Genomic DNA, 15064 nt, shown 5'->3' with positions numbered 1-15064 from the left:
TCGACACCATCGGAGTGCTGCTCCGAGGAGAGGAGCAACATCATGGGACGCGTGACCGCGCGGCGGCGTGTGCTGCGAGTTCGGGACGGAGTGTCCTCGTACCGGCCGGACACCCTGGCCGTCGAGGAGCCGATGGAGATCAGGGTGGGCGGGCGGGCACTCACGGTGACCATGCGGACACCGGGCGACGACTTCGATCTCGCGGCCGGCTTCCTGGTGAGCGAGGGCGTGGTGCACGCCGCCGACGATCTGACGGGGATCCGTTACTGCGCGGGCGCCACGGCCGACGGCGGCAACACGTACAACGTGGTGGACGCGGCCCTGGCCCCCGGTGTGGCCGCCCCTGACGCTTCTCTGGAGCGGAACTTCTACACCACGTCCTCGTGCGGGCTGTGCGGCAAGGCCAGCCTGGACGCGGTGCGCACCTCGGCGGCGTGGACCGTCTCCGAGGATCCGCTGCGCGTCGGTCCCGAGCTGGTGACGGCGCTGCCGGACCGGCTGCGGGCGGCCCAGAAGGTGTTCGACAGCACGGGCGGCCTGCACGCCGCGGGCCTGTTCGGCGCCGACGGGGAAATGCTGTGCCTGCGCGAGGACGTGGGCCGGCACAACGCCGTCGACAAGGTGGTCGGCCACGCGCTGCGCGAGGGGCTGCTGCCGCTTCGCGAGAGCGTGCTGATGGTGAGCGGCCGGGCCTCCTTCGAGCTGGTGCAGAAGGCGCTGATGGCCGGAATCCCCATGCTGGCGGCCGTCTCCGCCCCGTCGTCGCTCGCCGTGGACCTCGCCGCCGAGAGCGGGCTGACCCTGATCGGCTTCCTGCGCGGCTCCTCGATGAACGTCTACACCGGCGCCGAGCGGCTGGAACGGGTGCCCGTGGCCTGACGCCCCGACCGAGGATTCGCCCGGCGGCCAGCGAGCCCGATTGGCTTTCCCCATGGCCGTCGGGTAGACCCATGGCGTGTTGTTTCGCCAGCTCGAATACCTGGTGGCCCTCTCGCGGGAGCGCCACTTCGCCCGCGCCGCCCAGGCCTGTTACGTCTCCCAGCCCGCCCTCTCTGAGGCGATCCGCAAGCTGGAGGAGGAGCTGGACGTGCCGCTGGTCCGGCGCGGCCGCAAGTACGAGGGCCTCACGCCCGAAGGTGAACGCATCGTGGTGTGGGCGCAGCGGATCCTCGCCGATCGCGACGCGCTCAAGGACGAGGTCGGCGCGCTGCGCACCGGACTGAGCGGCCGGATTCGGATCGGCTCTGTCCCGACGGCGTCCGGCGCCGTCTCCCTGCTGACCAGCCCGTTCTGCGCGCAGCACCCGCTGGTGACCGTGGAGGTGATAGCGGATCTCCAGTCGCGGGACATTCTCCGGCAACTGCAGAATTTCGAGCTCGACGCCGGAATCACCTATCTGCACAAGGAACTTGCGGAGAACTTCCACACCGTCCCTCTGTACGAGGAACGGTACGTGCTCCTGATCACGGCCGCCGACGCCCTGGCCCATCGGACGACCGCCACGTGGACGGAGGCGTCGCGGCTGCCGCTGTGCCTGCTGACCGACTCCATGCAGGGGCGCCGCGTGCTGGACGAGGTGTTCGCCGAGGCCGGGTCCCGGCCCTCGCCCCGGGTCGAGACCGACTCGGTGGGCGCGTTGTTCGCCCATGTCAGGACGGGCCGGTGGGCCAGCATCGTGCCGCACGCGTGGCTGCATGTCTTCGGCGTCCCGCACGGCATGCGGGCGGTGCCACTCGTCGAGCCCGCCCGGACGGTGCCGGTCGGGCTCGTGGTCACGGCCCGCGAGCCAGGTTCGGTCATGGCCCGCGCACTGGTGGAAGTCGCCCGGCACACGGATGTGGCTTCCGCGTTGGAACGTCTCCCGGGGGGTCCCGGGGGCGCGTAGACCCGGCCGGCTACGCGCCCAGCGACACGACCGTGACCGTCGCCCGCCCGTCGGGCGCGTCATAGCTGACGCTGTCGCCGGGCCGGGCCCCGAGCAGCGCGCTGCCGAGCGGACTGTCGGCGGTGACCAGTGTCTGGTCCAGGACCGCCGCGCCCTCGCCGATCTGGACGGTCGCCACCGAGCCGTCCGAGTACCGCACCTCGACCGTGCTGCCCACGCCCACCACGTCCGTGCCGGGCGGGCCCGCGTCGGCGGCTTCGCGCAGGCGCACCTTGATCTCGTCGATGCGTGCGTCGAGACGGTGGGTCTCGTCGGAGCGGATCAACTCGTCGGCCTGGTCGGCTCGGTCGCCCACCTCGGTGGTGTCCTGCAACGTGCCGGCGTCCGCGTCGCGTTCGGCCGTCACGTCGGCGAGTTCCTTCTCGAGCGCGCGTCGCTCGACGGCGCTCATCGGTTCGGGCTCTCCGCTCATTCCCGTTCCCGCTCCCTTCACCTGTCGTGGCCGCACTGCTGGCGTGGCCTCACTGCAGGAAGGTCACCTGTTGTAGCGGGTCGGCGGGAAAGCCTCTCGCTCCGCGCGGGACATCTTGCCGCTCGGCATCTCGCCGCTGTCGACCTCGCGTTCGACCTCGTTCAGGATCGCCTCGTACTGCTTCGCGGGCCGCTCGGGCTTCTTCACCCGCAGCCCGACGTCCCGCAGGTCCTCCTGGGTGCGCCTTTCGAGTGCGTCCATGTTGGGGCGCAGAGGCATGCCTCGCCGGTCGTCGGGGTTGCCCTCGACGGCTCGGTTGGACTTGTGGTGATGGACCATGTGTCCTCCTTGGTTCAGGCGCCGTCAGGCGCGCCCGACCGGATCAGGCATCGGGCGTCTGCTGCGCCTCGGCCGCGGGCGGTTCCTCCGCGGACCCTTCGGCCTTCGCCTCCCCCGCGGCGTCGCCCTTGCTCACGGTGCAGTGAATGGTGTCGTTCACCACGTCCGCGACGATGGTGTCCCCGGGCTCCGCGTCACCGCTCAGCAGGATCGACGCGATGCGGTTGTCGAGCTCGGCCTGGATCGTGCGCCGCAGCGGACGCGCACCGAACTCCGGCTGGTGGCCGTGGGCCACGAGCAGCTTCTTGGCCGCTTCCGTGACGTCCAGGGTCATGCCCTGCGCGTGCACCCGGCGCTTGCTCTGGTCCAGGAGGTGGTCCACGATCTGCGACAGGTCGTCCTCGGTGAGGGCGTGGAAGATGATGATGTCGTCGATGCGGTTGAGGAACTCGGGTAGGAACCTGGCGTGCAGGTCCTCCATCAAGTCGTCCTTGATCTCGGACACATCACCGTGGTGGGCGAGGATCCTGTGGGCGCCGATGTTCGACGTCATGATGATGACGCAGTGGCGGAAGTCGACCGTGCGGCCCTGGCCGTCGGTGAGACGCCCGTCGTCGAGGATCTGGAGCAGGGTGTTGAAGACGTCGGGGTGTGCCTTCTCCACCTCGTCGAACAGCACCACGCTGTACGGCTGCCGGCGGACCTTCTCGGTGAGCTGGCCGGCCTCCTCGTAACCGACGTATCCGGGAGGGGCGCCGACGAGACGGGCGACCGTGTGCTTCTCCTGGAACTCGCTCATGTCGAAGCGGATCATGTGATCCTCGTCGCCGAACAGGAGGTCGGCGAGGGTCTTCGCGAGTTCCGTCTTGCCCACGCCGGTGGGGCCGAGGAAGAGGAACGAGCCCACGGGGCGGTTGGGGTCGCCCATGCCCGCGCGGTTGCGCCGCACGGCCTCGGAGACCGCGGTGACCGCCTCGTCCTGGCCGACGATCCGCGCGTGCATCTCCGCCTCGAGGTTGAGGAGCTTCTCCTTCTCGCTCGCGGTGAGCTGGGAGACCGGGATGCCCGTGCGGCGCGAGACGACGTCGGCGATGTCGGCCTCGGTGACCGAGACGACGCCCTCGCGTCGCTCCTCGATGCCCGCGAGCTCGCCCTCCAGCTGGGCGATCTGCCGCTTGTACTCCGACGCCTTCTCGAAGTCCTCACCGGCCACGGCCTCTTGCTGCTCCCGCCGGAGCTTGGCGATGCGGTCCTCGCGGCTCACGACCTCGGTGGAACGCCCGGCGCTGCGCAGCCGCACGCGCGCGCCTGCCTGGTCCATCAGGTCGATGGCCTTGTCGGGCAGGAACCGGTCGCTGATGTAACGGTCGGAGAGCTCGGCCGCCGCCGCCAGGGCGCCGTCGGCGAAGCGGACCTGGTGGTGGGCCTCGTATGCGTCCCGCAGCCCTTCCAGGATCTGCACCGTCTGCTCGACGGTCGGCTCCGGAATCAGGACGGGCTGGAAACGGCGCTCCAGCGCGGCGTCCTTCTCGATGTGCTTGCGGTACTCGTCGATGGTCGTCGCGCCCACGAGCTGCAGCTCGCCACGCGCGAGCGCGGGCTTCAGCATGTTGCCCGCGTCCATGGAACCCTCGCCGGTCGCTCCGGCGCCCACGACCGTGTGCAGCTCGTCGATGAACAGGATGATGTCGCCGCTGGCGTCCTGGACGTCCTCGATGACCTTCTTCAGGCGCTCCTCGAACTGGCCGCGGTACTGGGCGCCGGCGACCATGCCGGAGAGGTCGAGTGACACAACTCGCTTGTCCCTCAAGGTGTCCGGGACTTCGCCCGCCACGATCCGCTGGGCCAGGCCCTCCACGATGGCGGTCTTTCCGACGCCGGGCTCGCCGATGAGTACGGGGTTGTTCTTGGAGCGCCGCGAGAGGATCTCGACGGTCTGCTCGATCTCGTCGGCCCGCCCCACCACCGGGTCGAGCATCCCGGCCTTCGCGTCCTCCGTCAGGTCCCGGCCGTACTCGTCGAGCGTCGTCGCCGGCTTCTTGGGCTCCGCGGACCCGTCCGCGCGGGACGCCTGGTCCGCGAGGCCCTCCAGGCGGTCCGGGCTGAAGCCCTGCGCGCGCAGCAGTCGGGCGGCGCCGCTGTCGGCGTCGCTCAGGAGTGCCGCGAGGATGTGCTCGGGGCCGATGTACGAGGCCCCGGCGGCCTGTGAATGGGAGTAAGCGGCCTGGAGCGTGCGCTTGGCCGCAGGGGTGAGTCCGGGCTCGGCCGATGGCTGGCCGGACTCCTGCGGCAGGACAGCGGCGACCTCCGTGGACAGCGCGTCGGGGTCCACGCCGATCTGGGCGAGCAGCTTCCGGGTCGGATCGACCTTCGTGGTCGCCCAGAGCAGGTGCTCGGTGTCGAGATCGGAGGTTCCGTCCTCGATCGCTTTCCGGGCGGCGAGATTGAGGAGTTCCTGCGACGAATCCGTCAAGAGCCGCCCGATCGGCACGCGTTGGACGGCCGGCGGTGACGAGGCAGGTGACATTCCGAAGAACCGGTTGAACAAGTCGCTGAAGGGGTCGGACGAGCCGAACCCGGATCCGAAGGACATCGACATGCCTGCTCCAGGTGCCGAGAGAGATTGGTTCAACTCAAGCGCGATGTCAGCCGGGTCGCAACAGCAGCGAAATCGGCGCCTCCGAGCTCCAGAATTGAGTGAGGAGGGGAATGCAACCCAATGGCGTGGGCCTAATTGCGGGCAGGGGGCCCGGGACGCAGGCTGTCGTCAGGGAATCCGGCGGCCGAGCGCCGCGAGAGTCGACGGAGTCGGAGAGTAATCATGGATGAGCGCGCAGACGTCGCCCGGTCGAATCCGGCACGAACTGCCTGGTGGGCCGGGGCCGATCCGACAACGGAGCTCCAGCACCTGTGGGGCGAGGTGAGCCGTCTCCTCGAGCGCTCTTCGCAGCCGGCCGGCCCTTCGCAGCACTGGATGCCCGTGGTGGAAGAAGCGGATTCCGGTGTCGCCTACGTGGTGCGCGCGGAACTGCCCGGTGTCCGTCGTGAACGCGTGAAGGTAGAGGTGGACGGCAGGGAACTCCACATCTCCGGTTCCGTGGACGAGACCACGGACGGAAATGCGCTGCGGCGCCGGTCAGGGACCTTTTCCTATGGGGTTCGCGTGCCCGGCGACGTCGATGTCGATCGCATCCAGGCGGATATGGCGGACGGTGTCCTGACTCTGCGCCTGCCGAAGACCGCGGCGGTGACGCGGCGCGCCATCGAAATCAGCGCCGCCGGCAATGACAACGCCGATGGCAGCAGCAAGTAGCCGATGGCAGCAGCAAGTAGCCGATGGCAGCAGCAAGCAGGCGCCCAGAGGCGCCGTTCCTCCCCCAGTGTCCCCCGTCCTGCTTCGGTCGTCCTGCCGGCGAAGGCGTCACGGCCGATCTCAGCCGGTGACGATGCCTGTGACGAGGTTGATGGTCGTGGCGAGGATGCTGGTGCCGAACACGTACGACAGGAGCGAGTGCCGCAGCACCACGGCGCGGATCGTCGAGGTCGAGACGTTGGTGTCGGACACCTGGTAGGTCATGCCGAGGTTGTAGCTGAAGTAGAGGAAGTCGCTGTACGCGGGCGGGTCGTCGTTGTTGAAGTCGATCCCGCCGGAGGCCGTGTAGTACAGGTACGCGTAACGCGTGGCGTACATGAGATGGAGCGCCGCCCAAGCCATGAAGACGCCGCCGAGCGCGACCGCCGCCGCGGCGTGGCCGCTCTCGGATTTGCCCAGCAGGAGCAGCAGCACGGTCGCCACCAGGCCGCACAGGGCGACGCCGACGATCACGAGCTCGTCGGTGACGGGCTGGAAGTCCTCACGTCGGGCGTTGGCCTTTGTGGCTTTCGCATCCATCGGCCACAGCACTGCCCAACCCGCCAGCACGAAGACCAGTTCGGTCGCTGCGATACCGGAGAGAACACCCAGCGCAGCGTTGTTCGTCACCGCGACGATCGCCCCGACCACCGCACCGGCAACCACAGCGACACCCAGCCGGTGAACCGCGGACAAAGGCAGCCATGCGCTCATGGATCACCAGACTAGTCTTTCCGCCGTCGGCCAGCCTGGCGGAGCCCGCTGCCTGGACACAGACTGGATTCAGCTGGATTCGGATCAGAAACCCCGCTCGGAGCCGGTGGTACATACCGGATGCCTTCTACCCGCCGCCCACTCGCTGCCGTGACCAGGCACGGCTGGCGGCCTGCCGTGGCCAGCGCGGTGCGCCTGCTCTCCCCGCGCGGGTCACTCACGCTCCAGCGGGCCGACGGGGCACTTCTCTTCGCCGTGCGCGGCGCCTTGGCGATGGCGCTGGTGGCACTGCCGGTCGCGATCGCGGGGCGGCCCGAGCTTTCCGTCTACGCGATGCTGGGCACCTTCACGACGACGTTCGGGCGCAACCTGCCCTACCCGCGTCGTGCTCGCGTGCTCGCGCTGGTGGCGGTTGCCATGACGGCCTGTGTGGGCTGCGGATCGGCTCTCGCCGCCTGGGTCCGGCCAGGGGAAGGAGGCGGGGGTGCCGCCGTCGTGGTCGTGGCGACGGCGGTGGTCGCCGGGCTGGCGAAGCTGGCGTGCGATGCGACCCGGTTGAGCGGGCTCGGGGCGGTGCTGCTGCTGTTCTCCTTCGCGGTGGCGGCCAACGGCTCGCCCTCTGCCGCCGACGTCCTGCCACAGACAGGCCTTGCCGCGGCCGGAGCGGCGGTCGCCTGGGTGCTCGGTGTGTCCGGCTGGCTCCTGCACCCGGACCGTCCGCAGAGATTCGCCGTCGCCAGGGCCCTGCGTGAGCTCGCGGGACTGCTCACCATGCCTGGAGCGAGCGGCGATGCACGGAAGGCGCGACACCGCACGACCGTCGCGGTGCTGCAGGCGTACCACTCCCTCGGTATCGCGCCTCCGACGCGGGCGCACCAGGCCGGCCGGGACGGAATCTTCGTACGCCTCACCGACCTGTCCTGGTCACTGCTGATCAGCTCCGCGCGTCGGCCGCTCCATGACCCCGCCGCGACGGCCGGGCAACTGCTTCGGCAGGCTCGGATCCTCACCGAGCGGCGCCGGCGTCCACCCGCGCTTCTGCCCGAGCTGTCCCTCCTGTCCTGGGCGGCGCAGGACAGCGAGGCTCCGCCCACGGCCCCCGTCTCAGGACCGGCCGCGGGACCGGCTCAACCTGTCGCCTGGCGCGCCACCGAGCTGCTGATGGGGCGACGCGCAGGTGGCCCCGAACACCGGGCCGTCCTCGCGGTTCCCGCAGTGCGGATGGTCCTGGGCACCGGGATCGCGGGCGGGCTGGCGGTGGCCGGAGGGCTGGAGCACAGCTACTGGGCGTCGATCTCCGCGGCCGCCGTGCTGCACTCGGTCAACCTCCGCACCACGGCCCAGCGTGCCGTCCAGCGAACCCTCGGCACGGTCATCGGCCTGCTGCTCGCCCTGGGCGTGCTGGCCACGGACCCGACGCCGGTGGCACTCGCCTGCGTGATCGTGCTCCTCGAATTCCTCCTCGAATACTTCGTCCCGCGCAACTACGGACTGGGCGTCGTCTTCCTCACCCCACTGGCCTTGCTGATGAGCGACCTGGCCGCGCCCGCCCCTGCCGGGGAGCTCGTCGCCGACCGGGTGCTGGGAAGCGTGCTCGGCATCGTCGTCGGGCTCGTCTGCGCGCTCCTCGTCGTCCATGACCATGCCGCCCTGCGCGTCGAGCGTGCGCTGGCCGAATGCTCGCAGGCATCCGATCAGGCGCAGCGCTCACTGACCGAGGGCTCGGGGCCACAGCTCCCGGTCGTCCAGGTCCAACTGGTGCTGGCGGTAGTGGAGTTGCGCGATGCCGACGACGCCGCCGCGGGAGAACTGTGGCCGGCGGGGATCGATCCCGCCGAACTCGCGGCCGCCGAGCAACGTGCGTACCTCCTGCTGGAACGGCTCCATCACCAGCGGTAGCGAACGACGGCCGACGCGCGCGAGGCTCCGGCCTCGGGCTAGCTTGGTGTGATGCGCCATGAGGTGTCCGACGCCCATACCGCGATGGCGGTGGGGAGCGGTGACCTGCCCGTTCTCGCCACTCCGTGGTTGATCGCGTGGATGGAGGCGGCCACCGTGCGGGCCGCCGCGCCCTTCACAGCGCCGGGCCGGACGACGGTGGGAACCGGCGTGCGCGTCAAGCATCTTCGTGCCACGCGGGTGGGCGCCTGGGTCGACGTCCTCGCGGAGCCGCCGGCCGAGGCGGAAGGCCGGCGGCTCACCTTCCTCGTACGAGCCGTGGACAGCGCGGGCGAGCTGGTCGCGACGGGCGAGATCGACCGGGTGATCGTCGACCGGCGGCGCTTCCTCGCGCGGGCGTCCGCCCAGGACCCCGGGATCAATCAGGGTGCGCGTGGGGGCCATCCCTGATGGAAGCGCGGGGCGTCGGCGGCAAGATCGACGTCATGACATTCCTCTCGCGACGTTCCCTGTTGGCAGGCAGTGCGGCGGCGGGCGCGATGCTGGCCGGCACGGGACGTGCCGCCGCGCATACGCCGTCGGGCTCGGCCTCACTCGACACGCGCGCCTTGCAAGAAGCGATCTCCGACCTCACCCACCCACCGGCCACGTCCGCACAGTTACTCGTCGACCGCCCGGGGCAGCGCTGGTACGGCACGGCAGGCGTGGCCGACATCAGAACCGCACGTCAGGTACGCCCGGACGACGCGTTCCGCGCGGGCAGCGTCACGAAGGCATTCGTGGCGACCGTGGTGCTGCAGTTGTGGGCGCGGGGGCTCGTGGAGCTCGGCGAGCCCATCGGACGGCATCTTCCCGGTCTGCTTCCGGCTGAGTCTGCGCGGATCACCGTCGCGCAGTTGCTGAACCACACGAGCGGGCTCCCCGACCATCGCGGCCTGCCCGACGTCAGCACCCCGGAAGCCGTCCTGCGCCATCGGTTCGACAAGTGGACACCGCAGAAGCTGGTGCGCACTGTGACGCTCGATCCGCTGAAGTTCCGACCAGGCAGCAAGCAGGAGTACCGGGGCATCCATTACGTCCTGCTCGCCCTGCTGGTCGAGGCCCTCACCGGACGCCCGTACGGCGAGGTGATCAGGGAGCGTGTCGTCCGCCCGCTGGGTCTGCGAGGGACTCTGATACCGGACCGCGACCCGCGACTGCACGGCTCCCATGTGCACGGATACCTGAAGATGACCGACGGGTCGCTCCGGGACGTCACCGTGTACGACCAGTCCAGCGCCTGGGGCGAGGGCGAACTGGTGTCGACGGTCACCGATCTCTTCCGGTTCCATCAGGCGCTGTTCTCAGGCGAGTTGCTGCCACCGCGCGCGATGAACCACCTGTTCACGCTGCCACCCGACAGTGTGCGCATGCTCGACGGCGGTCCCGCCCGGTACAGCCTGGGACTGCAGCAGGCCACGGTGAACGGCGTGACGTTCTGGGGGAAGACAGGTGACACGTCCGGATACCGGACGCGAGTGCTTTCCACGCGCGATCAGCGCCTGCGTTGGGTTCTCGCGTACACCCAGACCCCGTTGGCGTCGCCGCAGGACATGACCAACCGGGTCGTTTCCGTTCTGACCTCGTGAACTAGGGCCTTTCGATTGACGACAACGCCGCAGATGCGCGTGCCAGACCCCGCGAGCCCAGCCTGATCCAAACGAGAGGCCCTAGTGACGGACCTTGTAGAGGAGGTGCAGTACGCGGTCGCCCTGGATCACGACGTGGGGGTCCTCGAGGAGGTGCTGGGCGTCGACGGACCCGAAGTACCGCTTGCCCGAGCCGAAGACGACGGGCACGACGTCCATGGACACCTCGTCCACCAGCCCCAGGGCGAGCGCCTGGCCGCCTGTCTCGCCGGCGGCCACTCCGACGGTGCGGTCCCCGGCGAGTTCCTTGGCCTTCGCGATCGCCTGCGCCACGCCGTCCACGAAGTGGTACGACGCTTCGGGGTGCCAGCCCTCGGGCCTCGGCCGGTGGGACACCACGACCACGTGTTCACCCGCCGGGGGCTGCCCCTCCCAGCCGTTGGTCATGTCGAACAGGTGCCGCCCGATCACCAGCGTCCCGATGCTCTCCCACATCGGCCGGACGTAGTCGGCCGAAACCTTGGACACCGACACCTTCCCGTTCGAGCCGATCTCGATGCCGCCGTTCGCGTACCAGTCGAACAGCGGGCCGACCTGGTCCTCCGAGTCGGCGATGAAGCCGTCCACGGAAACGACGTTGTGCATGACCACTTTGCTCATCACATCTCCTGGGTGTCCGTCACGCGAAGCCCTTACATGCATAGACCGAGCACGCCCCCAGGACTCATCGCTCGACAGGAGACGTACTCGACGCGGGACGTACGCGGGCGGGCGCGCCACCCGCGTACGTCCCCCATTTCAGGCCCTGCCGCTGTGTCAGGCCCTGCCGCCGGGTGTCAGTCCCTTTCGACGTCGATGTTGGTCAGCCGGGCGTAGCGCTGCGGGTCCCTGTTCCGGATGCGCAGGGCGATGTACATGCCTGCCAGCAGGACCACGGGCAGGGGTGCCAGGAGGACGGCGTTCACCGTGTCCGACGCGCCCGTCAGAAGGTCGAAGTGGAGGACCGCCAGGACGGTCAGGAGCGCGAGGCCGGCGAACGCGATCAGTGGGGACCAGACCACTCGGGCGGCCGACATGCCCCGGCGGTCCCGGCGGAAGAAGGCCCATACGGCGAGGGCCGCCAGGGCCTGCATGACCATGATGCCGAGGACGGCGATGCTGTTGGTCCAGATCAGGACCTGTGAGAACGGGTCGGCGGCGAGGGCGGCGCCGACGAGGATCACCAGGAGGTTGAAGACGGTCTGCGCACTCACCGCGACGCCGGGAGAGCCGTGCCGGGCGGAGACGATGCCCAGTCGCCGCGGCAGGAGTCCCTCGCGTCCGAGAGCATAGAGATAGCGCGCGGCGGCGTTGTGGAAGGCGAGGGTGGCAGCGAAGGCACTGACGATGACGAGGGCGTGCATGGTGTCGGCCAGCCAGGAGCCGACGTACAACTCACCTGCCCTGAAGGTGAGTTCGGGGCCAGCGGCGGCACGGGCCATGGCCACCGCCTGGTCCGTGCCGAACGCGCCCATGACGAGCCACACGCCCGCGGAGTAGAACAGGGCGAGGAACCCGATGGCGATGAAGGTGGCACGCGGGACGGTGCGGCTCGGTTCGCGCGCCTCCTCCGCATAGATGGCGGTGGCTTCGAAGCCCGTGAAGGCGCCGATCACGATGACGAACATGCCCGCGATCCCGCCGGTGGCGAGTGTGCCCGGGTCGAAGGAGTGCACGTCGAGGGCCGCTGTGCCCCGGTGGCCGAGGATGCCGCCGTCCATGATGAGCAGGGTCAGCACTTCGAGGACCAGCGCGACGCCGAGGACCTTGGCGCTGAGGGTCACTCTGAGCCAGCCGAGCACGCCCACGGCGAGGATGCAGACACCGGAGAGCACCCACCACGGGATGTCCGCTCCGGTCGCGTCGTGCACCGAGCCGGCCGCGAAGTAGCCGAAGGCCGCAGCCACTCCGGGGGTGATGAGGTTGTACGACACCACGGCGACGTAGGCGATACCGACGCCGAGGGTGCGGCCGAGGCCACGGGCCACATAGGCGTAGAAGGCACCGGCGTTGCGTACATACAGGCTCATGGCCGTGAAGCCTGCGGCGAAGAGGACGAGCAGGGCTCCTGAGATCAGGTAGCCCAGAGGGGCGCCGGGTCCGCCGATGGCGATGGCGACGGGTGCTACTCCGGCGAGCACGGTGAGTGGCGCGGCGGCGGCCACGACGAAGAAGACGAGATCGAACGTGCCGATCTGTCCGGAAGAGAGGCCATCGCCCGTGTCCGGCCCGGCGACTCCGGGTCCGGGTCTACCGACGGCTCCGGCGGGGTCGGCTGTGGACGGCTGGACGCTCATCGCTCTCCCTGTGGGGCAGAGGCGTCGCCGCCCAATGCCGAGAAGGTGGGGAAGTCCGGGAATTCCGGCTCGGGCGCGGGCCCGACGACCTGTCCGTCGTGGAGGACCAGGAGGCGTCGCGGATGGGCAGCGACCGCTTCCGCCACGCCGCCTGCCGCGATGACGACGAGGTCCGCGCGGCAGCCGGGGGCGAGGCCGTAGCCGTTGAGACCGAGGGCCGCGGCGGCCTCGTCGGTGACCATCGAGGCAGCGTGGCGCAGTTCGTCGTCGGTCATCAGATCGCCCTGGAGGCCGATGATGGTGGCGCGTTCGAGCATGTCCGCGGTGCCGTAGGGCCACCAGGTGTCGCGGATGTTGTCCGAGCCGGCGAAGACGCGGACGCCATGTTCGCGCAGGCGCAGCACGGGCGGCATGGAGCGCCGGGGGCCGTTGGTCATGATCGCCACACCGGCCGTCGCCAGGGCACTGGCGGTGCGGTCGAGTTCGGTGGCGTCTACCTCACCGAGGGCGTAGGCGTGGCTGACGGTGACGGTGCCGTTGAGGCCGAGGGCCGCCGTCCGCTCCGCAATGGCCCGTAGCTGCCGGACGCCGGTCTCGCCTCCGTCGTGCAGATGGATGTCGACGCCCGCGCCGTGCCGCTCGGCCAGCCCGAAGACGATGTCGAGCTGGCCGTCCACGTCTTGGTCGAAGCCCGCCGGATCGAGCCCGCCGATCAGGTCGGCACCCTCCGCGAGCGCCGCGTCGAGAAGGTCGGCGACGCCCGGCGCGGTGACCACACCGCTCTGCGGGAACGCGACGATCTGGATGCCCAGCCGGTCGCGGAACTTCTCCCGCACCTCGGCCAGCGCGTGCAGACCGTCCAGACGCACGTCCGGGTCGATGTCGACGTGTGATCGCACATGGCCGGTGCCGAGGGACACCATGCGGTGCGCCAGGGCCGTGGCCCGGTCCGTCACGGATACGCCGACGGAGGCGCGCAGGGCCCGTTCGTTCGCGATGTGTTCGCGCAGCGTGGCCGAGGTGGCGTGCGGCTGCCAGGGTGCGCCGAGCAGCGTCTTGTCCAGGTGAGCGTGCCCGTCGACGAGCGCGGGCAGGACGAGAGCGCCCCCGAGGTCGATGCTGCCGGGCCCGGCCGCTGGGCCCCGGCCGACGTCGGGCCGGTGGGAGTGGTCGGGTTGGTCAGCCGTGTCGGGTTGGTCGACCAAAGCCGTGACCCGACCCTCGGCGAGGTGGATGTCGGCGCGCCGGCCGTCGGGCAGCGTGGCGTTCCTGAGGACCTCGGGGGCGAGCGGGATCGACGGAGTGTCGGCGGGATGCGACAAGACTTCCTCCAACTGTTCGTTCGGCGCCCGGCACGACTGACCAGCCGGTCGCGAAGCGGCGGAACGCTGCTGGTGAGCGGCGGGCAACGACAAGCTAACTGGTATACCAAATACCAGGCAATGGTCTGAGGGATCTTGTTTCCGCGGTCTGCGATGATCAGGAGCACCCCCTGGCGCGGTCACGGCCGCGCCCGCTCGCCACTGGAGAGGACTCGATGACCACCCGCACTGACCGCCGCCCCACGATCGGTGAGACCCACCAGTCCCTGAGAGAACGGGTCTACGTGGAACTCCGCGAGCGGATCATCGAGGGGACCTTCGCGGCGGGCATGCGACTGGTGGAGCGCGACCTGGCGGATCAGCTGGGCGTCTCGCGCATCCCCTTGAGGGAAGCCATGCAGCGGCTCGAACAGGAGGGCTTCCTGACCGTGCAGGCCAGGCGCGGCTCCGTGGTCACGGACTTCGGCGCACAGGACGCCGCCTACCTCTTCGACGTCCGGGAGAACCTGGAGGGCCTGGCGGCGGGGCTCGCGGCGCAACACGCCACTACCGTCCAACTACGCACGATGGAGCGCCTGTTGGCCCGCAGCCGCAAGGCCTCCGACGCGGGGCGGCTGCGCCAGGCCGTGGCCCACAACGCGGACTTCCACCAGCAGATAGTCGAGGCGTCGGGCAACCCGCTCCTCCAGGAGCTGATGGCCCCTCTCGACGCCCGGCTGCGCCGGCTCTTCCGGCTGACCTCCGACCTCAACGACGGAGATCCGATGTGCGGGGAGCACGAGCGCCTGTACGAGGCGATCCGCGACCACGACGCGTCCCGCGCGGAGGAACTGGCCCGACACCACGTGGCCGGCACCCGCGACTCGGCACTGCGCTACTTCTCCAACGCGGCGTCGCAGCTCTCCGACAGGGACGCTACGTAACCGGGGGAACCCCGAGGGCTGCCGCATCGCCGAGCGCACCCACAGCCGACTACCCGCTGCGGCTGCTCCGGCCGGCGAACCCGGCGCATCCCCACGGGGAGAGGGCCGGGCCGGGCATGACGATCGAGACGGACAGCGATCAGGGGCACGCGCGGTTAGGCACTGCCGATCGGCGTCAGTCACTACCGATCAGC

At 70.0% G+C, this 15064-nt stretch carries 14 protein-coding genes; 7 read left to right on the top strand and 7 right to left on the bottom strand.

Translation table 11 applies throughout. The features are described from left to right. Positions 1-42 precede the first annotated feature (42 nt). Both fdhD and AC07EJ_RS00510 read left to right on the top strand, forming a co-directional pair. Positions 43-879 (top strand): formate dehydrogenase accessory sulfurtransferase FdhD, encoded by an 837-nt coding sequence (fdhD, locus tag AC07EJ_RS00515; protein ID WP_389486350.1) that lies wholly within the window; start codon positions 43-45, stop codon positions 877-879. A gap of 76 nt (positions 880-955) precedes the next feature. Further along, positions 956-1885 (top strand): LysR family transcriptional regulator, encoded by a 930-nt coding sequence (locus tag AC07EJ_RS00510; RefSeq protein WP_389486352.1) that lies wholly within the window; start codon positions 956-958, stop codon positions 1883-1885. A 10-nt stretch (positions 1886-1895) separates the two neighbouring features. On the opposite strand, the gene AC07EJ_RS00505 is transcribed toward AC07EJ_RS00510, so the two are convergent. The 3 genes from AC07EJ_RS00505 to AC07EJ_RS00495 all read right to left on the bottom strand — a co-directional run bounded on the left by AC07EJ_RS00505 (position 1896) and on the right by AC07EJ_RS00495 (position 5295). Next, the gene (locus tag AC07EJ_RS00505; RefSeq protein ID WP_389486354.1) at positions 1896-2357 is read right to left on the bottom strand and encodes a GreA/GreB family elongation factor; all 462 of its coding nucleotides are present in this window, start codon (positions 2355-2357) and stop codon (positions 1896-1898) included. A gap of 63 nt (positions 2358-2420) precedes the next feature. Then, positions 2421-2696: a hypothetical protein gene (locus tag AC07EJ_RS00500; RefSeq protein ID WP_389486356.1), complete on the bottom strand. Its 276-nt coding sequence runs from the start codon at positions 2694-2696 to the stop codon at positions 2421-2423. 43 nt (positions 2697-2739) lie between these two features. Beyond that, positions 2740-5295, bottom strand: coding sequence for an ATP-dependent Clp protease ATP-binding subunit (locus tag AC07EJ_RS00495; protein WP_389486358.1), 2556 nt, complete (start codon positions 5293-5295; stop codon positions 2740-2742). A 222-nt stretch (positions 5296-5517) separates the two neighbouring features. Here AC07EJ_RS00495 and AC07EJ_RS00490 point away from each other — a divergent pair, with 222 nt between their 5' ends. Continuing rightward, positions 5518-6009: an Hsp20/alpha crystallin family protein gene (locus tag AC07EJ_RS00490; protein WP_478883417.1), complete on the top strand. Its 492-nt coding sequence runs from the start codon at positions 5518-5520 to the stop codon at positions 6007-6009. Positions 6010-6129: 120 nt separating this feature from the next. On the opposite strand, the gene AC07EJ_RS00485 is transcribed toward AC07EJ_RS00490, so the two are convergent. Then, a complete protein-coding gene (locus AC07EJ_RS00485) occupies positions 6130-6762 on the bottom strand; it encodes a DUF1345 domain-containing protein (protein WP_389486362.1) in 633 nt (210 codons plus the stop codon). 120 nt (positions 6763-6882) lie between these two features. On the opposite strand from AC07EJ_RS00485, the gene AC07EJ_RS00480 reads away from it, so the two are divergent. Genes AC07EJ_RS00480 through AC07EJ_RS00470 form a run of 3 tightly spaced genes read left to right on the top strand, consistent with a single transcriptional unit; the run spans position 6883 to position 10289 of the window. Beyond that, the gene (locus AC07EJ_RS00480; RefSeq protein ID WP_478883416.1) at positions 6883-8661 is read left to right on the top strand and encodes an FUSC family protein; all 1779 of its coding nucleotides are present in this window, start codon (positions 6883-6885) and stop codon (positions 8659-8661) included. Between the two features lie 51 nt (positions 8662-8712). Then, entirely contained in the window at positions 8713-9111 is a 399-nt protein-coding gene (locus tag AC07EJ_RS00475) for a thioesterase family protein (protein ID WP_389486366.1), read from the top strand. Next, positions 9111-10289 carry a serine hydrolase domain-containing protein gene (locus tag AC07EJ_RS00470; protein WP_478883415.1) on the top strand — a complete coding sequence of 393 codons (1179 nt, stop codon included), beginning with the start codon at positions 9111-9113 and terminating at the stop codon, positions 10287-10289. The genes AC07EJ_RS00475 and AC07EJ_RS00470 overlap by 1 nt, the downstream gene beginning before the upstream one ends. Before the next feature lie 81 nt (positions 10290-10370). On the opposite strand, the gene AC07EJ_RS00465 is transcribed toward AC07EJ_RS00470, so the two are convergent. From AC07EJ_RS00465 to AC07EJ_RS00455, 3 genes are all read right to left on the bottom strand, one after another. After that, a complete protein-coding gene (locus AC07EJ_RS00465) occupies positions 10371-10949 on the bottom strand; it encodes a dihydrofolate reductase family protein (RefSeq protein ID WP_389486370.1) in 579 nt (192 codons plus the stop codon). Between the two features lie 176 nt (positions 10950-11125). Then, positions 11126-12625 carry an APC family permease gene (locus AC07EJ_RS00460; protein WP_389486372.1) on the bottom strand — a complete coding sequence of 500 codons (1500 nt, stop codon included), beginning with the start codon at positions 12623-12625 and terminating at the stop codon, positions 11126-11128. Continuing rightward, positions 12622-13947, bottom strand: a complete 1326-nt coding sequence (locus AC07EJ_RS00455) for an amidohydrolase family protein (protein ID WP_478883414.1) — start codon at positions 13945-13947, stop codon at positions 12622-12624. The genes AC07EJ_RS00460 and AC07EJ_RS00455 overlap by 4 nt, the downstream gene beginning before the upstream one ends. Positions 13948-14162: 215 nt before the next feature. On the opposite strand from AC07EJ_RS00455, the gene AC07EJ_RS00450 reads away from it, so the two are divergent. Beyond that, positions 14163-14870 (top strand): GntR family transcriptional regulator, encoded by a 708-nt coding sequence (locus tag AC07EJ_RS00450; protein ID WP_478883413.1) that lies wholly within the window; start codon positions 14163-14165, stop codon positions 14868-14870. The last annotated feature ends 194 nt before the right edge of the window (positions 14871-15064 follow it).

The organism is Streptomyces sp. NPDC045026 (genome assembly GCF_056432625.1).
The sequence above is the reverse complement of the archived record's forward strand: the minus strand, read 5'-3'. Positions and strand labels throughout refer to the sequence as shown.